22 protein-coding genes and 1 tRNA gene are annotated in these 22,029 nt (G+C 72.0%); 18 read left to right on the plus strand and 5 right to left on the minus strand.

Annotated features, from left to right (window positions below):
* Window positions 1-146: 146 nt before the first annotated feature.
* Window positions 147-923: an SDR family oxidoreductase gene (locus tag K7640_RS05600; RefSeq protein WP_222953591.1), complete on the plus strand. Its 777-nt coding sequence runs from the start codon at window positions 147-149 to the stop codon at window positions 921-923.
* A gap of 83 nt (window positions 924-1,006) precedes the next feature.
* Here the strand turns inward: K7640_RS05600 and K7640_RS05605 are convergent, their stop codons facing one another.
* Complete coding sequence (locus K7640_RS05605) at window positions 1,007-1,438, minus strand: SsgA family sporulation/cell division regulator (RefSeq protein ID WP_007457244.1); 432 nt, start codon at window positions 1,436-1,438, stop codon at window positions 1,007-1,009.
* A gap of 369 nt (window positions 1,439-1,807) precedes the next feature.
* Between K7640_RS05605 and K7640_RS05610 the strand changes: the two genes are divergently transcribed.
* The 7 genes from K7640_RS05610 (at window position 1,808) to zwf (ending at window position 8,088) form a co-directional block, all read left to right on the plus strand.
* Window positions 1,808-2,425 carry a TIGR02611 family protein gene (locus tag K7640_RS05610; protein ID WP_374198057.1) on the plus strand — a complete coding sequence of 206 codons (618 nt, stop codon included), beginning with the start codon at window positions 1,808-1,810 and terminating at the stop codon, window positions 2,423-2,425.
* Window positions 2,426-2,532: 107 nt separating this feature from the next.
* Window positions 2,533-2,604: transfer RNA gene (locus K7640_RS05615), tRNA-Val, on the plus strand.
* 129 nt (window positions 2,605-2,733) lie between these two features.
* The gene (locus K7640_RS05620; RefSeq protein WP_222953755.1) at window positions 2,734-3,363 is read left to right on the plus strand and encodes a hypothetical protein; all 630 of its coding nucleotides are present in this window, start codon (window positions 2,734-2,736) and stop codon (window positions 3,361-3,363) included.
* 265 nt (window positions 3,364-3,628) lie between these two features.
* Window positions 3,629-4,294, plus strand: a complete 666-nt coding sequence (locus K7640_RS05625) for a Type 1 glutamine amidotransferase-like domain-containing protein (RefSeq protein WP_222953592.1) — start codon at window positions 3,629-3,631, stop codon at window positions 4,292-4,294.
* 226 nt (window positions 4,295-4,520) lie between these two features.
* On the plus strand, window positions 4,521-6,014 hold the full coding sequence (locus K7640_RS05630; RefSeq protein ID WP_255608078.1) for a cellulase family glycosylhydrolase: 1,494 nt from the start codon (window positions 4,521-4,523) through the stop codon (window positions 6,012-6,014).
* Between the two features lie 139 nt (window positions 6,015-6,153).
* Complete coding sequence (locus tag K7640_RS05635) at window positions 6,154-6,456, plus strand: GNAT family N-acetyltransferase (RefSeq protein WP_222953594.1); 303 nt, start codon at window positions 6,154-6,156, stop codon at window positions 6,454-6,456.
* A gap of 138 nt (window positions 6,457-6,594) precedes the next feature.
* The gene (gene zwf / locus K7640_RS05640; protein WP_222953595.1) at window positions 6,595-8,088 is read left to right on the plus strand and encodes a glucose-6-phosphate dehydrogenase; all 1,494 of its coding nucleotides are present in this window, start codon (window positions 6,595-6,597) and stop codon (window positions 8,086-8,088) included.
* 24 nt (window positions 8,089-8,112) lie between these two features.
* Here zwf and K7640_RS05645 read toward each other — a convergent pair whose 3' ends face one another.
* Window positions 8,113-9,006 carry a hypothetical protein gene (locus K7640_RS05645; RefSeq protein ID WP_222953596.1) on the minus strand — a complete coding sequence of 298 codons (894 nt, stop codon included), beginning with the start codon at window positions 9,004-9,006 and terminating at the stop codon, window positions 8,113-8,115.
* Between the two features lie 152 nt (window positions 9,007-9,158).
* Here K7640_RS05645 and K7640_RS05650 point away from each other — a divergent pair, with 152 nt between their 5' ends.
* The 8 genes from K7640_RS05650 to K7640_RS05685 all read left to right on the plus strand — a co-directional run bounded on the left by K7640_RS05650 (window position 9,159) and on the right by K7640_RS05685 (window position 17,266).
* A complete protein-coding gene (locus K7640_RS05650) occupies window positions 9,159-9,824 on the plus strand; it encodes a GntR family transcriptional regulator (protein WP_222953597.1) in 666 nt (221 codons plus the stop codon).
* A 79-nt stretch (window positions 9,825-9,903) separates the two neighbouring features.
* The gene (atzF, locus tag K7640_RS05655) at window positions 9,904-11,754 is read left to right on the plus strand and encodes an allophanate hydrolase (protein ID WP_222953598.1); all 1,851 of its coding nucleotides are present in this window, start codon (window positions 9,904-9,906) and stop codon (window positions 11,752-11,754) included.
* Window positions 11,755-11,787: 33 nt separating this feature from the next.
* Entirely contained in the window at window positions 11,788-12,477 is a 690-nt protein-coding gene (locus K7640_RS05660; protein WP_222953599.1) for a cysteine hydrolase family protein, read from the plus strand.
* Between the two features lie 9 nt (window positions 12,478-12,486).
* On the plus strand, window positions 12,487-13,179 hold the full coding sequence (locus K7640_RS05665) for a cysteine hydrolase family protein (protein ID WP_222953600.1): 693 nt from the start codon (window positions 12,487-12,489) through the stop codon (window positions 13,177-13,179).
* 12 nt (window positions 13,180-13,191) lie between these two features.
* Window positions 13,192-14,826 (plus strand): regulator, encoded by a 1,635-nt coding sequence (locus K7640_RS05670; RefSeq protein ID WP_255608082.1) that lies wholly within the window; start codon window positions 13,192-13,194, stop codon window positions 14,824-14,826.
* A 92-nt stretch (window positions 14,827-14,918) separates the two neighbouring features.
* Window positions 14,919-15,311 (plus strand): AtzH-like domain-containing protein, encoded by a 393-nt coding sequence (locus K7640_RS05675; protein WP_222953601.1) that lies wholly within the window; start codon window positions 14,919-14,921, stop codon window positions 15,309-15,311.
* A gap of 315 nt (window positions 15,312-15,626) precedes the next feature.
* Window positions 15,627-16,373: a serine/threonine protein kinase gene (locus K7640_RS05680; RefSeq protein WP_222953602.1), complete on the plus strand. Its 747-nt coding sequence runs from the start codon at window positions 15,627-15,629 to the stop codon at window positions 16,371-16,373.
* Window positions 16,370-17,266, plus strand: a complete 897-nt coding sequence (locus K7640_RS05685) for a serine/threonine-protein kinase (RefSeq protein ID WP_222953603.1) — start codon at window positions 16,370-16,372, stop codon at window positions 17,264-17,266. Before K7640_RS05680 ends, K7640_RS05685 begins: the two co-directional genes overlap by 4 nt.
* An 86-nt stretch (window positions 17,267-17,352) precedes the next feature.
* On the opposite strand, the gene K7640_RS05690 is transcribed toward K7640_RS05685, so the two are convergent.
* Window positions 17,353-17,874: a hypothetical protein gene (locus K7640_RS05690; protein ID WP_222953604.1), complete on the minus strand. Its 522-nt coding sequence runs from the start codon at window positions 17,872-17,874 to the stop codon at window positions 17,353-17,355.
* Window positions 17,875-18,055: 181 nt separating this feature from the next.
* Here K7640_RS05690 and K7640_RS05695 point away from each other — a divergent pair, with 181 nt between their 5' ends.
* Complete coding sequence (locus K7640_RS05695) at window positions 18,056-18,550, plus strand: hypothetical protein (RefSeq protein WP_222953605.1); 495 nt, start codon at window positions 18,056-18,058, stop codon at window positions 18,548-18,550.
* A 221-nt stretch (window positions 18,551-18,771) separates the two neighbouring features.
* Window positions 18,772-20,022: a cellulose-binding domain-containing protein gene (locus tag K7640_RS05700; RefSeq protein ID WP_222953606.1), complete on the plus strand. Its 1,251-nt coding sequence runs from the start codon at window positions 18,772-18,774 to the stop codon at window positions 20,020-20,022.
* Window positions 20,023-20,140: 118 nt separating this feature from the next.
* On the opposite strand, the gene K7640_RS05705 is transcribed toward K7640_RS05700, so the two are convergent.
* Entirely contained in the window at window positions 20,141-21,301 is a 1,161-nt protein-coding gene (locus K7640_RS05705) for a HAMP domain-containing sensor histidine kinase (RefSeq protein WP_222953607.1), read from the minus strand.
* Window positions 21,298-21,954 carry a response regulator transcription factor gene (locus tag K7640_RS05710; RefSeq protein ID WP_222953608.1) on the minus strand — a complete coding sequence of 219 codons (657 nt, stop codon included), beginning with the start codon at window positions 21,952-21,954 and terminating at the stop codon, window positions 21,298-21,300. The genes K7640_RS05705 and K7640_RS05710 overlap by 4 nt, the downstream gene beginning before the upstream one ends.
* Between the last annotated feature and the right edge of the window lie 75 nt (window positions 21,955-22,029).

Here is a 22,029-nt window from a genome sequence, read left to right on the forward strand (position 1 = left end):
CGCACGCCGGGCGGGAGTACATGGCCGTTTCCGGGCGGGATGCGCGGAGGAGGGCTTGTCCGGGTCGGGACGGGCGGATTACGTTACCCAGCGGTAGCGTCCGGGGCGGGTGGCCGCGCCGCGGCCCGCCGAGCGATGGGATGGGCATGACGGAGCTGTTCTCGGTCGAAGGCAAGACGGTCCTGGTCACCGGCGGTTCGCGGGGGATCGGCCTGATGATCGCCCAGGGATTCGTCCGGGGCGGCGCCCGCGTGATCATCTCCTCGCGGAAGGCGGAGGTCTGCGCGGCGGTGGCCGAACAGCTCTCCGCCGAGGGGTCCTGCGAGGCGATCCCGGCCGACCTGAGCACCGACGCTGGCGCCGAGGGCCTCGCCGCGGCCGTGCGGGAGCGGGTCGACCGGCTCGACGTGCTGGTCAACAACGCCGGGGCCACCTGGGGTGCGCCGCTGGAGTCGTACCCGGAGAGCGCCTTCGACAAGTTGTGGGCGGTGAACGTCAAGGCCGTCTTCCGGCTGACCACCGCGCTGCTGCCCGCGCTGCGCGTGGCAGCCAGCGCCGACGACCCGGCCCGAGTGATCAACATCGGCTCGATCGACGGCCTCCGGGTGCCGTTCATGGAGGTGTACGCCTACTCGGCGACCAAGGCCGCCGTGCACATGCTCACCCGCAGCCTGGCCCACCAGCTCGCCGGCGAGCAGATCACGGTCAACGCGATCGCGCCGGGACCGTTCGAGAGCAAGATGATGGCGTTCGCGCTGGACGACCCGGCCTCCCGGGCGGCCATCGAGGGGCAGATCCCGCTAGGCCGGATCGGCCGGCCGGAGGACATGGCGGGCACCGCGATCTTCCTGTCGTCGCGGGCCGGGGCGTACCTGACCGGGGCGGTGATCCCGGTCGACGGGGGGATCACCACCCACGGCTGAGCCACTGCCCGCGTACGCGAAGGTGGGTAGCGGGAGCCGCGCGGGCTCGGCAGCTCCGCGCGGCTCCGGTGGTGCGTGGTTTTTCAGCGACCGGCGAGCAGCCGGTTCACCGCCGTGTCGACGTCCAGGTGCTCGGCCTCGCGGCCGCGCGGGACGACGACGTAGGTCCGCCGCAGGAAGCGCACCAGCACGCTGCGCGGCACCTCGAACAGGGCGTTGCCGTCCGGGGACGACAGCGCGAGCGCGACGAAGTCGCCGCGCGGCGTGGCCCACGGCCAGACCCGCACGTCGCCGATGCCGGCCGGCTCGTCGAGCCCGGTGACCAGCAGTTCGCGGGCGAACGACCAGCTCACCGCCTCGCCGCCGGCACTTTCGGCGTGGAACAGGACATGGACCGCATACGGGTCAGCAGGGTCGTAGCGCAGACTGGCGCGCACCGGCAAGGCCGTGGCGTCAGGTGCGACGAGCCTTAGCGACGTCTCGACCTCTACGGTCGTCGGTCGGATGACACTCATGGACGTTCTCCCCCCGGCACCGCTGCGGAACGCGCGTGTCCCGCTTTTCCCATACTCAGGTGCTGCTCCTGGCTACGCTCCGCCATACGCTGACTTCACCCAGTGGTGGGAAGGGGGTCGGAAGCCCTGCCAGAATGTGAAACTTCTGGTAAGATTTCCGGTTCTGCCCAGCGGGTGTTCCCGCGCGGAGTCGGGTTCCTCAGTCGTCGACTTACTCCGGTAACGTCCAGTCGTCCACGGGAGTGACGGTCCGGCGGGACACTGGCAGGCGAAATGGTGGCGAGACGCTCCATAACGGATCAGACGCCCGCCGCGAGTCCGCCGAAAGGTGGGGCTTTACCAGCCGAAAGTTGAGGGTACGAGGTGCCGATGGAGCAAGGGGACCGGGACGGCCGGGCAGCGGACCCCAGCCGGGCGCGACGCGCCGCCGGCGGCGGTCCCCGACGCGTGCCCGCCAACCGCCGCGGCCCCGGCAACGGCACCCGCGGCCCGGCCGCCAACAGCCGCCGCGCGCCGGCCACCCCACGGCGCACCACCGCCCCCGTGTCACCCGCCGCGCCATCCCCGGTCGCCGTGGCCGACCCGCCGCGCGTCGGCTGGCGGCTGCGCACGCGCACCACCCTCGACCTGATCCGCGCCAACCCCACCGGCCGGATCGCCCTCAAGATCGCCATCGCCATCGCGGGCGCCGTCGTGGTCACCATCGGCATCGTGCTCATCCCGCTGCCCGGCCCCGGCTGGCTCATCGTCATCGCCGGCCTCGCCATCTGGGCGGTCGAGTTCATCTGGGCCCGCCGGCTGCTCACCTTCACCCGGCGCAACGTGCACGCCTGGACCCGCTGGGCCACCAGCCGATCACTCGGAGTGCGGCTCGCCCTCGGCTCCGTCGGCCTGGTCTTCGTCGCCGTGGTGGTCTGGCTGTCGCTGAAATACAGCTTCGGCATCGACGTGGTGGCCCGGGTGCTGCACTACCTCGCCACCCACTGAGTCGCGGCTCCGTCGGCGGTCTCGGCCGACGTCCCGTCCTCGCTCGGCGACTCGGGGGGTCGGGTTTTTGGTCCGGGTGGGCGATCAGGTAGAGTCAACGGCGCTGAGGGCGATTAGCTCAGCGGGAGAGCGCTTCGTTCACACCGAAGAGGTCACTGGTTCGATCCCAGTATCGCCCACGCAGGTCAAAGGCCACTTCCCGGTTTCGGGAGGTGGCCTTTCTGCTGTCGTACGGCAGCGAACCACCGGTCGGCGGGCGGTGCCGAGCAGGCGAAGGGATGTCCGCCTGCGCTGTTACTTTGCCGCTCGTGAATGATCAGTTGACATGGATCGACCGGATCATCGATGTGACCGGATGGCGCCACGAGCCTGCGGGCGGTGCCGGCTGGGGGCAGGTGGAGGCGGAGCTCGGCGTCGCGCTGCCGGGCGACTTCAAGGAGCTGTGCCGACGATTCGTGCCGGGCCTTTTCCTGGCGCACCTTGACTTGCTGCGGCCGACCACCGATCACGACTCGACGTCGCTGCTTGGCTGGTGGGAGTCCATGCGGCGCTCGGTGAGTGCGCCTGACGACTCCCTGGCGGGCTTGTACGTCCCGTACGAGCTGTACGACCCCGACACAGGGTCTGGGCTGATCGAGTGGGGCCACGACTCGGCCGGCGGTGGGTACTACTGGCTTGCGGACCGCTCCGTGGGGCCAGAGCGGTGGCCGGTGCTGGCTCGGCACGACCCTCCGAACCCGTGGCACCGGTTCGACATGTCCACGACGGAGTTCGTCTACCGGATGCTCGCGGACCCGGAGTTGGAGTCGTTCTCGATGGCCACGCCGACGTGGCGGCCGTTCTATCTGCCGCACTGGCAGCCCTTTCCCACCACCGCTGAGGAGTGGGACGCTCTCGGCGACCCGAGCGCACCACGAGTGTGGCCCGGGCGTCCATGAGGACGGGTTCGGGCTGCGGCCGTCCGACGAGGTGGACTCACCGGCCGGGGTCGCGGCGTGGATGGCGGGGCTGGCGAGGAGTTCGGATCCGGCGGTGCCGCTGGAGACCGCCCGGTGCGGTGCACCTACCGGTGGATCGTCGAGGAAGTCCGGGACACCGAGCGTGGCTTCGTGCGGCGATACTGGATCACGCTCTAGTTGGCCGGGCGTTCAGCGCCCTTGGTCATCGGGCACCTTCTCCTTCTTGCGGGAATCCGGAGGCATGGTGAAGCTCCTGCTCACGTCCGGCGGCGTCACGAACCCGAGCATCCACTCGGCGCTCGTGCGGCTGCTCGGCAAGCCGATCGAGGAGTGCCACGCCCTCTGCGTCCCGACCGCGCAGTGGGGTCACCCGATGTGCGGTCCGACATCGGTACGGGACTTCGTCGCCGCCGAGCCCAAGCCTGACCGGCGGTACCTGTCCGGCCTGGGCTGGGCGTCGCTCGGTGTCCTCGAACTCACCGCACTGCCCACCATCGGCGCGGAGCGCTGGGTCCCCTGGGTCCGGCAGGCCGACGTGCTCCTGGTCGACGGGGGCGACGCGACATACCTGTGCCACTGGATGCGCGAGTCCGGGCTGGCCGATCTGTTGCCTTCGCTGCCCGACAAGGTCTGGGTGGGGGTAAGCGCCGGCAGCATGGTGCTGACGCCCCGGATCGGGGACTACTTCGTCGAGTGGCCGTCCGCACCGGACGACCGCACCCTGGGCGTCGTCGACTTCTCGATCTTCCCGCACCTGAACCTCTTCCCGACGAACACCATGGCTGACGCGCAGCGATGGGCCGCCGACATCGGCGTCCCGGCGTACGCCATCGACGAACAGACGGCCATCACGGTCGTCGACGGCTCGGTCGAGGTGGTCTCCGAGGGGCAGTGGACGAAGTTCGGCTGACTGCCGGCACATGCTGCCGGCCACCTTGCTCAATTCATGGACAGGCATCTATTCTTTGGCGGCCCCTCGACTGCCAGTGCAGGCAATCGAATAGTTATCGAAGCGCTTCGACAACCCAGCGTGACGGTTGGCTCGAAGACGGGAGATGCTTGTGAAATCCACACTCAGGAAGGTTCAGCTCGCCATACTTTCCGGCGTACTGGCGCTGGCCGGATCCGCAGCCGTGATGACGAGTTCCGCGTCGGCCGACAGCATGGCCCAGTTGAACGCCACCCAACTCGTCGCCAACATGGGAGCGGGCTGGAATCTGGGGAACGCCCTGGAGGCTAACGCCAACGGGATCCCCAGCGAGACGGCGTGGGGCAATCCGGTGGTGACGCCGGCCTTCATCGACCGGGTGAAGGCGGCGGGATTCAAGACGATCCGAATCCCGGTCTCCTACCTGGGAAACATCGGGGCCGCCCCGAACTACACGATCAACTCCGCCTGGCTGAACCGGATCCAGGAAGTCGTCGACTACGCCTACAGCCGCGGCCTGTATGTGCTGATCAACATGCACGGCGACGGCTACAAGACCATCACCGGTTCGTGGTTGATCTGCGACTCGTCGAACCAGACGACGATCAGGGACAAGTACCAGAAGGTCTGGCAGCAGATCGCGACCAGATTCCAGAGCTACAGCGAGCGCCTCATCCTCGAATCCATGAACGAGGAGTTCGACGGGCAGTACGGCAATCCGACCCAGCCGTGCTACTCGAACATCAACGCCTACAACCAGATCTTCGTCGACACGGTCCGCCGGACCGGCGGGAACAACACCTCGCGCTGGCTGCTCGTCCCCGGCTGGAACACCAACATCGACTACACCGTGGGCAACTACGGCTTCGTGCTGCCGACCGACCAGTACCGGTCGTCGTCCGTCCCCGCCACCGAGCAGCGGCTCATGATCTCCGTGCACTACTACGACCCCTGGGACTTCGCCGGCGAGGAGAACGGCACCATCACGCAGTGGGGGCCGGCCGCCACCAATCCGGCCCGGAAGTCGACCTGGGGCCAGCAGGACTTCATGGACGCGCAGCTCAAGAAGGTGCGCGACACCTTCGTCTCGCGTGGCTACCCGGTGTTCGTCGGTGAATACGGTGCGGTCGACAAGACGTCGGCCGACTCGACGAACAACAGGTACCGCGCGGACTACGCGCGCACCCTGGTGTCCACCGCCAAGAAGTACGGGGCGGCCACCGCCTACTGGGACAACGGCTACAACGGGGCGTACGGGTTCGGGCTGTTCAACCGCAGCAGCGCCACGGTCACCCAGCAGGGCATCATCGACGCCATCATGAGCGCCGTCGGCGGCACCACCCCGACGACGCCGCCGACCACCACCCCGCCGACCAGCACGACCCCGCCGCCGTCGAACGGGCGGTCCTGTGCGGCGTCGTACGCGGTGACCGGTCAGTGGCAGGGCGGCTTCCAGGCCGAGGTGCGGGTGACCGCCGGCGGCTCGGCGATCAGCGGTTGGACGGTCACCTGGACGTTCGCGAACGGGCAGCAGGTGACGCAGGCGTGGAACGCGACGGTGACCACCAGCGGCTCGACGGTCACCGCCCGCAACGTCGACTACAACGGTTCGATCAGTGCCGGCGGTAGCGCGACCTTCGGCTTCGTGGGGTCGTCGAGCGGCGCCAACGGCGTACCGTCGTTGTCCTGTACGGCGAGCTGACCAGGCCGTGAGCCGACGGGCCGGGCGTCACGGACGCCCGGCCCGCGGTCACGGCGCTGAGGCCCGCAGCGGCCGCTCGGGTACCCCGGTCGCCCACCGCCGACCTGGCCGGCCGCTGCCCACGTGCTTGGATGGTCGGATGCAGCTCACCGTGACAGCCGCGCCCGATCGGGAGCGGTTCGAGGCGCGCGACGAGGCGGGCGTGGTCGCCGGGGTCCTCACCTACCAGTTGACCGGCAACGTCATCGTCTACACCCATACCGAGGTCGACCCGCGGTTCGACGGCCACGGTGTCGGGTCGGCCCTCGCCCGCGCCGCGATGGACGACGCGCGGGCCAAGGGTCGGACGGTCGTGCCGATCTGCCCGTTTCTGCGCGAGTGGCTGGTCAAGCACCCGCAGTACGAGAACATCGTGGCCCGGTCCACCCGCAAGGTGAAGTAGCGGACGACGCTCAAGCTCACCGACCAAGGGGGCCTCGTCGCGTGGCCCCGGACACGACCACCACCGGCGCACAATTCCTGGCCTGACCGCACAGCACCCCCCGACCCGACACCCCTGATGCCCGGAGGAACGCAGACCATGGACCACGAAGCTCAGCTCGTCCAGGAGCGGAGTGCCCCGCCGGCCACGCTGGTGATCTTCGGTGCCTCCGGCGATCTGACCCGGCGCAAGCTGCTGCCCGCGGTCGAGAGCCTGGCTCGGCACGAGCGCCTCCCGGACCAGTTCGCGGTGGTCGGCGTCGCCCGCACGCCGATGACGGACGAGCAGTTCGCCGAGAGCGCCCTCGGCGGGCGCACCCTCGCCGGCCGGCGCCAGCTCCGCGGCGGCGTACGGTACGTGGCCGGCGGCTACGACGACCCGGAGACCTACAAGCGGCTCGTGGCGACCCTCGACGAGCTGGACGCGCAGCGGGGTACGTCCGGCAACCGGCTCTTCTACCTGTCGACGCCGGCGGGGGCCTTCGAGCCGGTGATCAACGGGCTGGCCGGTGTCGGGCTCAACCAGCCGCGCGAGGGCTCCTTCGCCCGCCTGGTCATCGAGAAGCCGTACGGGCGCGACCTGGCCACGGCCCGCGAGCTCGACGGCGTCGTGCACAGCGCGTTCGACGAGCACCAGGTCTTTCGCATCGATCACTACCTGGGCAAGGACACCGTCCAGAACGTGCTGGCGCTGCGCTTCGCGAACTCGATCTTCCAGCCGATCTGGGACCGCTCCTGGGTCGACCACGTGCAGATCACCGTCGCCGAGACCCTTGGCGTCGGCGCCCGCGGCGGCTTCTACGAGGACGCCGGCGCGATGCGGGACATCGTGCAGAACCATGTGCTCCAGGTCCTCGCGCTGGCCCTGATGGAGCCGCCGGCCTCGTTCGAGTCCGAGGGCCTGCGCAACGAGAAGGTGAAGCTGCTGCAGGCGATCCGGCTCCCCACCGACCGGGACATCGCCGAGGCCGCGGTCCGTGGGCAGTACACCCGGGGCGGCACCCGCGAGGAACTGATGGCCGGCTACCGGGAGGAGACCGGCGTCGACCCGCTGTCGCGGACCGAAACCTACGCCGCGATGCGGCTCAATGTGGATAACTGGCGGTGGGCGGGGGTGCCGTTCTACGTGCGCACCGGCAAGCGCCTGCCGGCCCGGCTCACCGAGGTGGCGTTGCAGTTCCAGCGGCCACCGCACCTGCCGATCCCAACCGACCAGCTCACCGGGCTCGATGCGGACGCGCTGATCCTGCGGATCCAGCCGAACGAGGGCATCTCGCTGCGCTTCGGTGCCAAGGTGCCGGGTCACTCCTTCCGGGTCCGCACGGCCACCATGGAGTTCTCGTACGACCAGACGTTCGCCGAGGAGTCCCCGGAGGCGTACGAGCGTCTGCTCCTGGACGCGCTGATCGGTGACGCGTCGCTCTTCATCCGCAGCGACGAGGTGCAGCAGTGCTGGCGGATCGTCGACCCGATCATCGAGAACTGGGCGAAGGACAACTCGCCGATCCCGACGTACGAGGCCGCCTCCTGGGGTCCGATCGACGCCGACCGGCTCATCGGCCGGCACGGCCGCAAGTGGCGCAACTCCGCCTGACCCTGCCGTACCGGGTCGGACCGGTCAGAAGCCGGGGTCAGAAAATCCCCATTGCTTCGGCTCCCGGCGTCCGTTGCGCCGGGCGATCGCCGCCAGGTCGGACTGGACGTCTTCGTCGTAGTGCCTCGTCTGCTCGTCCACCAGGACGCCGTCGGGGTCCAGGGCGTCATACCGCTCCCACTGCTCGGTGCGGAAGAGGAAGAGCGGCAGCAGGTGCGGTGACGCTGGCTCCTGGCCACTGTCCGCGACGGCGGCCAGCGCCTCGGCGTCGCCCTCGATGGCGTGCAGGCACAGCCGCTCGCGGGCCGGGCCGGGGCCCAGCGCGCGGAGCCGCCGGCGGCACTCCTCGACGGCCGGCGCCGGGCACGGCCCGCCCGCGACGCGCACCAGCGTCGGCACCAGCGCCTCCAGGTCGTAGCTGTCGAGGAGGTCGAACCGTTCTTTCAGGATCGCGACGGCGGCCAGCCCGGCGTAGCGCGCACCGATCGGCGCGGGCCGACACAGATGGGGGTTGTCCAGCGCGAGGTCGAGCACCGCCGGAAGCGGTGCGAACGGGTCGGACAGCGCCCCGTCCAGATCCTTGAGGAGAGCCGGGTTGTCGGTGGTGCGCACCACGCCGGCCAGCGCCGCACGCAGCTCGGGGTCGGGGTGGTGCAGCGCGTGCCCCACCACCCAGTCCGGCTGTGCGGTGACCAGCCTTACCCGCGGCTCGTGCGGACAGTCCGGCGCGGGCGCGAACAGAAACCGCAGCGCCGGCTTCGGCCGGTGCATCAGCGCGATCCAGATGCGACGGGGTGCCTTCGGGTCGCTCACCCAGGCCTCGGCGAGGGCCGCCTCGGCCAGCGCCGGGACCTGTTCGTCCCGCGCGTCCGCCATCAGGCGGACCACCGTCTCGGTGTGGTGGTGTCTGCGCCTCATCCGGCCGCAGAGAATCGACGCGGCAAGTCGTGCCGTCGGTCCGACGCCACGCAACGCCATCCGCTTCAGCATTCCTGCATTGTTCGACCCACGCGCAAGGACTCCAGCCCATGCCGCCCGGCGTCCGGCGGCCAGGTGGCAGACTCGTCGGAGTGAACGACGTGGGCGCATCGACGGTCGACGGTGAGCTGGAGAGCGCCAGTCTGGTGGACCTCGCCGTCTCCCGGCTGACCCGGGAGATCCTCAGCGGCAAGAGCGACCCGGGTGAACGCCTGGTGGAGGAGCAGCTGACCCGTCGGCTGGGGATCAGCCGGGCACCGCTGCGCGAGGCGCTGCGGTTGCTGGCCCAGCAGGGGCTGGTCGAGCACGTGCCCCGGCGCGGCGTCCGGGTCGCCACCCTGTCCGACCGCGACGTGCGGGAGCTGTACGAGCTGCGGGACGTGTTGGAACGGTTCGCGGTGCGCGCGGGGATCCCGGTCGGCCGGGACGGTGACCTGGCCGGGCTGCGCGCGGCGCTGGACCGGATGCGGGAGGCGACCCGGGTCGGTGACCGGATGGCGGTGGCCGACGCGCACCGGGCGTTCCACGTCGCGCTGGTGGCGCTCGCCGGCAACCGGCAGCTCTCCGCGGCGTACGGCTCGATCCTGGTGAAGTTGCAGCTCTACATGGCGATCAACCTGCGTCGCGAGGCGGAGCTGGCGCAGCCGCTGGACGGGGTGCACCGGCACGAGCGACTGTTCGAGGCGGTCGCCGGGGGAGACCCGGAGCGGGTGCTCGCCGTGCTCGCCGACCACGGGGCGCGCTCGTACCTGGGGTAGCGGCCCGGCCGGCGGGCGCGTCATGTCGTCGTTACACACCGCGCGGTTTGTCGTAACAGGACTGTCGACAATCGACAGTATGCAGGAGCGAATCGGATCCGTCTCGGCGCTGCGATCGGCGTACCGCGAGGGCAGCCGGACCCCGGTCGACCAGGCCGAACGCGTCCTGGACGGGCTCGCTGGCCGGGCCGGCCCGCCGGTCTGGATCAGCACCGTCCCGGCCGACCGGCTCCGCGAGCGCGCCCGCTGGCTGACCCGCCACGGTGACCCCACCCTGCCGCTGTACGGGATCCCGTTCGCGGTCAAGGACAACATCGACGTGGCCGGGATGGTCACCACGGCCGGCTGCCCCGACTTCGGATACCAGGCCGCCGAGGACGCGCCGGTGGTGCGCCGGCTGCTCGACGCCGGCGCGCTGCTCGTCGGCAAGACCAACCTGGACCAGTTCGCCACCGGACTGACCGGCGCCCGCTCGCCGTACGGCAGTTGCCAGAGCGTCTTCGGCGGCGGGCTGATCTCCGGCGGCTCCAGCTCCGGCTCGGCCGTCGCGGTCGCCGCCGGCCAGGTCAGCTTCGCCCTGGGTACGGACACCGCCGGCTCCGGCCGGGTGCCGGCGGCGCTCAACGGCATCGTCGGCCTGAAGCCCACCCGGGGCCTGCTCAGCACCGCCGGCGTGGTGCCGGCCTGCCGCTCGCTGGACTGCGTGTCGGTCTTCGCCACCGAGGTCGCCGACGCCGTCGACGTGCTGCACGCCGCCCGTGGCGTCTCGGCGGCCGACCCGTGGGGGCGTCCGCTGCCGGCGGAGCGGGTGGCGGCCCGCATACCCGGGACGCTACGCCTCGGCGTGCCCCGGGCAGAAGACCTCGACTTCTTCGGCGACACCGGCCAGCAGGACCGGTTCGAGGCCGGCGTGCAGTTGCTCCGTACCCTCGTCGGGTCCGCGCGACCGGTGCCGCTGGCCGCCTTCTTCGCGGCGGGTGACCTGCTCTACCGAGGGCCCTGGGTGGCCGAGCGGCTCGTCGCCCTGGACGGTTTCCTCCAGTCGCGTCCCGAGTCGGTGCTGGCGGTCACCCGGGCCGTGCTGGCGACCGGCCGGCGCTACGACGCGGTCGACGCGTTCCGTGGCCGGCACCGCCTGCGCGAGCTGCGCGCCCAGGTCGACCGGCTCTGGCAGGACGTCGACGTGCTGGTGGTGCCCACCGTCGGCACCACGTTCACGCTCGACGAGATCGCCGAGGACCCGATCGGGCGCAACCTGATGCTCGGCCGCTACACCCAGTTCGCGAACCTGCTCGACCTGGCCGCGATGACCGTACCCAACGGATTCACCGCCGCCGGTCGGCCGGCGAGCCTGACCCTGCTCGGCCCGCCGTTCAGCGACACCACCCTGGCCCGGTTGGCCGCCGCCCTCACCGCCGGCCCACCCACCGGGGAGCCGGCGGTCGGGACCGGCCCGCCACCGGCCGAGACGCCTCCGGCCCCGCCGCCACCGGCCGCGACGGTGCCGGCACCGCGCCCGGCGGAGCTGCTGCTCGCCGTGGTCGGCCGGCACCTCGCCGGGGAGTCCCGCAACGGCGAGCTGCTCGGCCACGGCGCGACCCTGGTCGGCGCCGCCCGGACCGCGCCGCTGTACCGGCTCTACCGGCTGGACACCGCCGACGGCGAGGGACTGCCCGGCCTGGTCCGGGTCGCCCCGGACGGGCCGGCCGGCCAGCCGATCGACGTCGAGCTGTGGCGGCTGCCCCGCGCCGCCGTCGGCGCTCTGCTGGCCGGCGTGCCGGCCCCGCTCTCGCTCGGCTGGCTGCGGCTCGATGACGGGCGGGACGTGCTCGGTTTTCTCTGCGAGGCGTACGCCGCCGGCCCGCCCGCCGAGGACATCAGCGCCACCGGTGGGTGGCGGGCCTACCGCCGGGCCGCCGCCCAGCGGTAGGTCAGCGACAGCGACGAGGACAGGAGGCGAGAGATGGGCAGCATCGGGCCGGTGACGGCCGACCCCTACCCGTGGCCGTACGACGGGGTGGCGGATACCGCGCGCACCGCGGTGCTCTGCATCGACTGGCAGACCGACTTCTGCGGGCCCGGCGGCTACGTCGACGCGATGGGCTACGACATCGGCCTGACCCGGGCCGGCCTGCCGGCCACCGCCCGGCTGCTGGCGCACGCCCGGTCGCTCGGCATGCCGGTCGTGCACACCCGGGAAGGCCACGACCCCGACCTGTCCGACCTGCCGGCGAACAAGCGCTGGCGGTCGGCGCGCATCGGCGCCGAGATCGGCGCGCCCGGCCCGGCCGGCCGGATCCTGGTCCGGGGCGAGCCGGGCTGGCAGATCGTGCCCGAGGTCGCCCCGGTGCCCGGCGAGGTGGTCGTCGACAAGCCGGGCAAGGGCGCCTTCTATGCCACCAACCTCGACCTGGTGCTGCGTACCCGGGGCATCACCCACCTGATCCTCACCGGCATCACCACCGACGTCTGCGTGCACACCACGATGCGCGAGGCGAACGACCGGGGATACGAGTGCCTGATCCTCGCCGACTGCACCGGCGCCACCGACAAGGCCAACCACGACGCGGCTCTGCACATGGTGACCATGCAGGGCGGCGTCTTCGGCTGCGTCGCCACCTCAAACGACGTCATCGCCGCCACCACGAAGTGAGGTGCGCCCATGTTGACAATCGCCGCGGCGCGGCCGAGCCCGTACACCTTCGACCTGCCGAGCACGGCGCTGCTCGTCATCGACATGCAGCGCGACTTCCTGGAGCCCGGCGGGTTCGGGGAAAGCCTGGGCAACGACGTCGACCAGTTGCGGCGTACCGTCGCGCCGCTCGCCGCGCTGCTGGCCGACGCCCGCGCCGTCGGCCTGACCGTCGTGCACACCCGCGAGGGGCACCTGCCCGACCTGTCCGACTGCCCGCCGGCCAAACTCCTGCGGGGCGCACCGAGCAAGCGGATCGGTGACCCCGGGCCCAACGGCCGGATCCTGGTCCGCGGCGAGTACGGCCACGACATCATCGACGAACTGGTGCCGCTGCCCGGCGAGCCGGTCGTCGACAAGCCCGGCAAGGGCGCCTTCCACGCCACCGACCTGGACGCCCTGCTCACCGCGCGGGGCATCCGCAGCCTCCTGGTCACCGGGGTCACCACCGAGGTGTGCGTGCACACCACCGTCCGGGAGGCCAACGACCGCGGGTACGAGTGCCTCGTGCTCGCCGACTGCGTCGGCTCCTACTTCCCCGAGTTCCACCGGGTCGCCCTCGACATGATCGCCGCGCAGGGCGGCATCTTCGGCTGGGTCGCCGACTCGGCGCAGGTACGCGCCGCGCTGCCCACCACCCCCGTGTTGCAGCCCTCCTCCTGACCGGGAGCAGCCATGGTCCCCACCAAGCCCACCGTCGTGCCGCTGCCGTTCTGGGTCCGCGGCGACACCAACGCGTTCTTCGGTTTCGGCGTCAACGTGCTGGTCAACGTGCTCACCCTGACCGGGCTCTGCCTGGCCGTGGTGAACCTGCCCGAAGGGGAGGTGTTCGGCACCATCCTGCCGGCGCTCGGGATCGCCCTGGTCGCCGGGAACGTCTACTACACCCACCTGGCCCGCCGGCTGGCCCGCCGGGAGAACCGCGCCGACGTCACCGCCCTGCCGTACGGGCCGAGCGTGCCGCACATGTTCATCGTCATCTTCGTCATCATGCTCCCGATCTACCTGCGTACCCGGGATCCGGTGCGGGCCTGGGAGGCCGGGCTGGCGTGGGCCTTCATCATCGGCGTGATCGTGCTGATCGGCGCGTTCGTCGGGCCGTACATCCGCCGGTACGCGCCCCGGGCCGCGCTGCTCGGCACGCTCGCGGGCATCTCCATCACCTTCATCTCGATGAACCCGGCCGGGCAGATGTGGCGGATGGCCTGGATCGCCCTGCCGGTCTTCGCGTTGCTGCTGATCGGCCTGCTCACCGACGTGAAGCTGCCGTTCAACTTCCCGATCGGGCTCGCCGCGCTGCTGCTCGGCACCGCGATCGGCTGGGCCGGCGGGGCGATGTCGGTGCCCGATGTCACGGCCGCGGCCCGGGACATCGCGATCGCCGTACCCTCGGTCAAGCTGGACCTGCTGCTGACCGGGCTGGCCGACATGGCACCGCTGCTGGCGACGGCGATCCCGCTCGGGGTCTACAACTTCACCGAGGGCATGACCAACGTGGAGAGCGCGGCCACCGCCGGGGACAACTACAACCTGCGCAGCGTGCTGCTGGCCGACGGCGCGGGCGCGGTGATCGGTGCGGCGCTCGGCTCACCGTTCCCGCCGGCCGTCTATGTCGGGCACCCGGGCTGGAAGGCGGCGGGTGGGCGCAGCGGCTACTCGATGGCGACCGGCGTGGTGATCGCCCTGCTCTGCTTCCTCGGCATGTTCGGGCTGCTCGCGGCGATCTTCCCGACCGCGGCGATCGTGCCGATCCTGCTCTACATCGGCCTGCTGATCGGGGCGCAGGCGTTCCAGGCGACCCCCCGGGCGCACGCCGCCGCCGTGGTCGCCGCGCTGATCCCGAACATCGCCGCCTGGGCCACCGGGCAGATCGACAACGCGTTGGCGGCGGCCGGCACCACTGCCAACGCGGTCGGCGACGAGGCGCTCAACGGCGCCGGCGTGGTCTACGACGGGCTGCTGGTGCTCGGCCAGGGCGCGATCCTCGCCGGCCTGGTGCTCGGCGCGACGGTGGTCTTCATCATCGACAAGCGATTCGTCCGGGCCGCGATCTTCGCCGGGTCCGGCGCGGTGCTCTCCTTCATCGGGCTGATCCACGGCGAGCGGATCGAGTGGAACGCCAACGGCCCGGTGGCCCTCGGCTACCTGTTCGTCGCGGCGATCTGCGCGGTCTTCGCGCTGGGCCGGATCGCCCCCCGGGTACCCGACCCGGAGGAGGCCGACCTGGACCGCCGGCACGGCCGCGCCGACCCCGTCGCCACCGCCGAGCGGACGGACGCCGACCAGCGGACGCCGGCGGTCAGCGGCTGAGCCGGGCCCGGTCGGGCGGCCCGGCGGCACCCGCCCCCGGCCGTCCGACCGGGCCCACCAGCGCCCGAGGTCACGGCGGGAAGGACGTACCCATGGAGATCGACCGCACGGACGTGGTCGCCGAGGTGGCGGCGGCCTTCGCCGGCTACGAGCAGGCGCTGGCCGACAACGACGCCGACCGGATCTGCGAATACTTCTGGGACGCCGACCAGACCGTGCGGTTCGGCCTCGCCGACCACCAGTACGGGCTGGACGAGCAGCGCAAGTGGCGGGCCGCGCAGCCGCCGCTGCCGCCCGGTCGCCGGCTGGTCGATCCGATCGTCACCACGTTCGGCGCGGACGTCGCGGTCGTGACGACCCGATTCGGGTACGCCGGCGGCGCCGTCACCGGGCGGCAGACCCAGACCTGGGTACGCCTGCCCGTCGGCTGGCGGATCGTCACCGCCCACGTCTCCGAGCCGGTCCCCGACCCCGACCGACGGTGATGTCCGCCGTGCCGGGGCTGGATTCGGGTGCGGTCGGAGGACCACCCGAGCAGCCAGGCCGTCAGCGGCGCGCCGGCCGGCGCCCGCACCCCCCGCGCCGACGTTCCTGCTCCTCGGCTGAGGGATGGGGGTGCCGGCGTCCGGTTACCGGACCGGGCGGCTGCGCGTCAAGACCGGCGGCGACCGGATCGAGTGATGGAAATTCCACTTGGAAGTGACCCTGAGGTCGCATATTGTCCTGAGTGGATTTCACATAGATCGATGTCGTGTCGGCCTCGGCCGGTGCGGCATCGGCTTGACCCACGGGGGTGGTCAATGGGAATTCTCACCGTCCATGTGCCCGCGACAGACGGCAGACGCCCGGTCTCGCTCGACCTGGAGGAGGGCGAACGGGCCCGCTTCGGGCGCGGTGCCGCCGACTGCCCGGTCCCGATCGCGTTGCCCGACCCGGCGGTCCCCCGGACCGCGGGAGAGATCGCCGCGACCGGGGCGTACTGGCACCTGAGCAACCTCAGCGACCACCAGGTGCTGGTCGTGGAGAACCCGGAGGGGGCGGGCGAATACATCCGGGTCGCCCCGCGCCGGCTGTCGGCACCGGTCCCGTTCGAGTTCAGCCGGGTGGTGCTGGCGACGCGCACCGGCACTGTCGACTTCCACGTCTACGCGCCCGGCCACCGCTACCTCGACGCCGGCACCGCCGCGCAGGCGTCGGGGACGGCCACCGTCAGCCCGTTCTGCCTGGACGAGCAGTCCACCTACTTCCTGGTGCTGGTGGCCCTGTGCGAGCCACGGCTGCGTGACCAGTCCAGCGTCGCCGTCCCCACCACTCCGCAGCTCGTCCGCCGGCTGCGCGAGCACCCGCGGCACCGGACGATCGGCGCCGCCGCGGTCGGCTTCCACATCGACTACCTGGCCGACACCAAGCTGCGCCTGCACGGCCCCGAGCACGGCCGCCGGTGGGACTGGAAACGCGAGACCCTGGTGTCGGTGGCGGTGCGGTTCGGGTTGGTCACCGAGGATCATCTGGCACTGCTGCCGCGGTCGCGTACCGCGGCACGATGAGCGCACCCGGCTCCGGCCGGGGCTGGGCGGTCCGGGTACCCGTCGGGTACCGGGTCGGCGACTGGCGCGTGACGGCGCCGATCGCCACCGGCAGCTTCGGCAGTGTCTACGCGGCCCGGCACGCGAGTTCCGGCGCGGACGCGGCCCTCAAGTTCATCGCCGCCGGCCGGGTTGGTCACCGTCGCGAACTGGCGGAGCGCGAAGCGGCGTTCGGCCGCCGGGCCCGCCACGACCACCTCGTCGCCGTCGTCGACACGCTCACCGTCGACGACCCGCCACGGCCGTTCGACGGCGCGCTGGTGCTGGTCATGGAACGCGCCGCGGGCAGCCTGCAGGACCGGCTCGACGCGGCGGTGCCGGGCCGGCCGCTGCCGGGCGCGCCCCGCATCGTCGCCGAGACCTGCGCGGGGCTGGCCCACCTGCACGCCGCCGGGTGGGTGCACGGCGACGTGAAGCCGGCCAACATCCTGCTCACCGCCGGCGGCGGCGTGCGGCTGGCCGACTTCGGCCTGGTCACCGCGCTGGTAGGCGATCACGGGTACGGGCCGCCGCTGGGTTCGCCCGACTACCAGTCGCCGCAGCGCCGGGCCGCCCGGCTCAGTGAGCGCGGCGTGCCCGTGCGCCGGGGCGACGACGTGTGGGCGCTCGGCGTCACCGCCCACCGGGTGCTCACCGGTGGCTGCTGGCCGTTCCCCGGTGACACCGGCGACGCCCGGGCGGCCGCGGCCCGCTGGGTCGTCGCCGGGCGTACGCCGCTGCGGCTGTGCGACGGCCTGCCCCCGGCGTGGCGGGCGTTCGTGGCGACGTGCCTGGACCCGGAGCGGGAGCGGCCCACGAGTGAGCTGCTGGGGTGCGCCCGCCGGCTCGCCGAGGGGCCGGCCCCGGTGACGTGACGGGCCTGACCACTGGTCGTGGACCGGCCGGCACGGAGCTGCCCCCGGCGGTGGCCGGGGGCAGCTCCGTGCGTGGGTGACTCAGGTCAGCACGGCTTGAGGTGCCACCACGGGGTGACGTCCACGCTGCCGGTGCCCTTCGCGGTGTGCGACCACACCTGGTTGTAGTTCTTGTCGTAGGCCCGGAAGACCGTGCCGCTGGTCTGGGCGTTGTTGAACGGCGACGAGCCCCACCAGTCCGTCAGGTCCCACATCTGGCACTTGTAGAACGAGAACGTCTTGTCCCGCACGACGATGCAGAAGTAGCCCGCGCTGCAGATGACGGCCTGCGTGCCGATGGTCTTGTTCGTGCCGTCGTAGCGGGGGTCGACCGTGACGATGAGGCCGTCGTACCTGACCTCGGTGGCCGACACCTGGCGCCCGCCGGGCCGGTCGGTGAGGACCTTGTCGACGCGCTGCTGAAGGTTCTTGGCCTGGGCCGGCGTGAGTCCTGCCGCCTTCGCCTGCGCCCCGAAGTCGGGCTGGGCGGATGCGGCGGACGCCGCGCCGGTCGAGCCGGCGAGTAGCGCCATTGCCGCGAGCAGGGTCACGGCGAGCTTTCTGAGCACTGTCGTACCTCATTCCTGACCGGGGAGTCGACGACCGCCGGAGCGGCGTGTCACGAGTCTGTCGCGCATCGCCGGTGCGGTGACCCTCGGAGATTCCAGGTTCACGCCACCGGCCGCGGTCGGGTAGTTTGACGCCTCCCGGCCGGCTGCGGCGGGCACCCGGGGCCGGACGATCTGCGGCATGCTGTGCGTCGTGGACGAGCGGCCGGGCGACGGGGAGGACCGGTTCCGCGACCCCAGGGTCAGCCTGTACGACATGGCGGCCGAGGACATCTACGTCGTCTGCCCGCGCTGTGGGCAGCGGGCGATCGATTCTCCCCGCCCGGTGGCCGGCCGGCCGGTGGCGTCATGGCCCCGCCGGCTGGTGTGCACCGGGTGCGCGTACGCGGCGTCCTGGTCGCCGGGGGAGGGGTCGCGGTGGGGCGGTCCGGTGGACCCGTTCTTCCGCCTGCCCCTGTGGCTACGGGCCCAGTGCTGCGGCGGGCGGACGCTCTGGGCGTTCCACCGCCGCCACCTCGACCTCCTGCGGGGATACGTCGGCGCCCGACTGCGCGAGCGGGGCGCGGAGTCGGGTGGCATGACGCTGGTGGCCCGGCTGCCGCACTGGCTCAAGGCCGCCGACAATCGGGACGAGTTGCTGCGGGCCATCGCTCGGCTACACGCGTCGATCGACTGAGCGACACCGAGTGCTGCTTGATTTGATAGACATTTGTAAATAGATTGGGCGTGGGCGCCGCCGGGGTCCGGGAGACCGGGTCGTCGGCGGCTGACAGGTCCACCCCGAGCCGGGCACGTGGGTCGTACGCACCGACCAGTCGCTGTGGGCGCACCGCCGCGCCGCAGCCAGGGCGAGTTGCCGCGCCGCCTCCGTCCCGCTCGATGGCAGAAGGACCCTCCATGACGATTCTCCGCGCCCGCCCCGCCCCGACCGTGGCGGTCGTCGCCGCGTTGGCCGCCGCCGTGGCGGCGACCGGAACGGCCCTGCTCACCGGCCCCGCCGCGGCCGCCCAGGGCTGCCGGGTCGACTACACCCCCAACCAGTGGCCCGGCGGATTCACCGCCGCCGTCAAGGTTTCCCCCGGCGACACCGCCGTCTCCGGCTGGACCGTCAGCTGGACGTACGCCGGGGACGAGCGCGTCACGAACGGCTGGAACGCCACGGTCAGCCAGTCCGGCGCGACGGTGACCGCCCGCAACCTGTCGTACAACGGCAGCATCCCGGCCGGCGGCTCCACCGAGTTCGGTGTGCAGGGCACGTTCGCCGCCGGTGGCGGCGCGCCGACCGGGTTCAGCCTCAACGGCGTACCGTGCAACGGCGCGTCCCCGACCGGCGCGCCCAGCACGATGAACCCGACCACCGCACCGCCGACGTCGACGCCGCCGACCAGCACCCCGCCGACCAGCACCCCGCCGACCAGCACCCCGCCGACAAGTGTGCCGCCGACCAGCGCGCCGCCGGCCGGGTGCGCCGGGGCGGTGCTCTGCGACGGCTTCGAGAACCAGACCGGCGCGACGCCGTCCGGCGACTGGACCGTGGTGAGCCCGGACTGTGCCGGCGCCGGCACCGCCACCATCGACACCGCCACCACGCACAGCGGCAGCCGCGCGGTCCGGATCAACGGCGCCGCCGGGTACTGCAACCACGTCTTCGTCAGGTCCACGAAAAACCTCAGCGGCGTGGGCAGCGTCCGCTACGGCCGGATCTGGGTACGGCACACCACCGCCCAGCCCACCGACCACACCACGATGATCACGATGGCCGACGCCGCCGACGGCAACAAGGATCTGCGGCTGGGCGGCCAGAACGGCGCCCTGCAGTGGAACCGCGCCTCCGACGACGCGACCCTGCCCGAGCAGAGCCCGGCCGGGGTGGCGCAGAGCGTGCCGCTGCCCACCAACCGCTGGGCCTGCCTGGAGTTCATGGTCGACGGCGCGGCCGGTCAGCTCCGTACCTGGCTGGACGGCGCCGCGGTAACCGGGCTCACCGCCGACGGCGTACCGACGCACGACATCGACGGCCAGTGGTACAGCCGCACCTGGCGACCGCAGCTCACCGACCTGAAGCTGGGCTGGGAGAGCTACGGCGGTGGGGCCGACACCCTCTGGTACGACGACGTCGCCATCGGGTCCGGCCGGATCGGCTGCTGACCAGCCCAGACGCGGGCGGAAGCAGTCAGGCTTACGCGGTGCTGCCCCGGTAGCCTCCGATCGAGGGTGGGTGTCCCGGCGAACGGGTCACCCACCCTTGACGCCTGGCACCGGCGCGTCAATCGGAGATGTCCAGGCTGCGCAGACGCACCTCGACGAGCAGGCCGCCCTCCGGGCGGGCGGACACCGTCACGACGCCGTCGTGCGCCCGGACCACCGCCCGGACGATCGACAACCCGAGGCCGATGCCCCGTGCCGAGCCGACCCGGCCGGCGACCCGGGTGAACGGCTCGAACAGTTGCGGCACCGCACCTGCCGGCACCACCGGGCCGCTGTTCGCCACCACGAGCCGGGCATCGCCGTCCACCCGGGCCAGCTCGACCCGTACCCAGCCCGCCGGCTCGTTGTGCCGGATGCCGTTGCGCACGAGATTCTGCACCAGCCGTTCGAGCAGTACGGCGTCGCCCTCCACCACCGCGTTCTCCGCCGCCACGGCCACCGCCACCCGCTGCCCGTCCGCCTCGGGCCGCAGGAACTCCGCCACCTGTTCGACGGTCTCGGCGAGGTTCAGCGGCCGGGGCGCGAGCACGCGATGGTCGGCCCGGGCCAGGGTGAGCAGCCCGTCCACCAGGGTCTCGTGCCGGTCGTTGACCGCCAGCAGATTCGTGCCGAGCCCGATCAGGTCCGGCGAGGCACCCGGCCGGGCCATCGCCACCTCCAGCAACGTGCGGTTGATGGCGAGCGGTGTCTTCAGCTCGTGGGAGGCGTTCCCGATGAACTGCCGTTGCGCCGTGAACGCCTCGTCGATCCGGCCCAGCATCGCGTTCATCGCGCCCACGAGATCGTCCCACTCGTCACCGCGGCCGGGCTGGTCGATGCGCTCGTGCAGGTTCTGATCGGCGATCCGCCGGGCCGACCCGATGATCACCGCAAGTGGCCGCAGCGTGGCGCCGGCGACGTACCAGCCCACCGCCAGCGCGGTGAGCAGCAGTACGGCCACCGCGAGCGCGCCGTTGCGGAGCACCGCACGGCGCACGGCGTCGTCGTACTGTCGTCGGATCGTGGTCTCGGCCGCCGCGGCCCGGGCCTTGGCGGCGGCGGCCTGCTCATCGGTCGTCCCGGGCGCCAGCGAGGCGGCCGTACCCGGCGCGGCGACGACCTGATCCTGGATCGCGCGGCCCGCCACCGACAGCGCGATCGTCAACACCGCGACGCCGACCAGCAGGGCCAGGGCGCCGTAGCCGAGGGCCAGCCGAAGCCGCAACCGGGTGCTGGTCATCGGATCCGGTACCCGACGCCGGGCTCGGTCTCCACCACGGGCGGATCGCCCAGCTTGCGGCGCAGCGTCATCACGGTCACCCGCAACACGTTGGTGAACGGATCCGTGTGCTCGTCCCACACCTTCTCCAGCAGGAACTCGCTGGTGAGCACCGCGCCGTCGCCGAGCAGCAACTCTTGCAGGACGCCGAACTCCTTGCGGGACAGCAGGATGTGCCGCCCGTCCCGGTCGACCTGCCGGCGGGCCTGGTCGAGGCGGATGCCGGCCCGCTCCAGCACCGGCGGGGCGGCCGGCCGGGCTCGCCGCCCGAGCGCCCGGACCCGGGCGACCAACTCCGCGAACGCGAACGGTTTGCCGAGATAGTCGTCGGCGCCGAGGGAGAGGCCGGCCACCCGGTCGGCGAGATCACCGGCGGCGGTCAGCATGAGCACCCGGGTCTCGATCCTGGACCGGACGACCTCGCGGCAGACGTCGTCGCCGGGCACCCGCGGAAGATCCCGATCCAGCACCAGGACGTCGTAGTCGTTGACGGTCAACCGTTCCAGCGCCGAGCCGCCGTCGAGGACGACGTCCACCGCCATCGCCTCCTGCCGTAGTCCCTCCGCGATGGCGCCGGCCAGCATTTCCTCGTCCTCGGCGACAAGCACCCGCACCGCAGCCGCCCTCCCGTACGCCGCACACCCCATCCTCGACCGGATCTCACCCTCGGCCACCCGGTGTAAGGCGAC

Origin of the sequence: Micromonospora sp. PLK6-60, from assembly GCF_019890675.1 — a bacterium.
Classification (GTDB): Bacteria; Actinomycetota; Actinomycetes; order Mycobacteriales; family Micromonosporaceae; genus Micromonospora.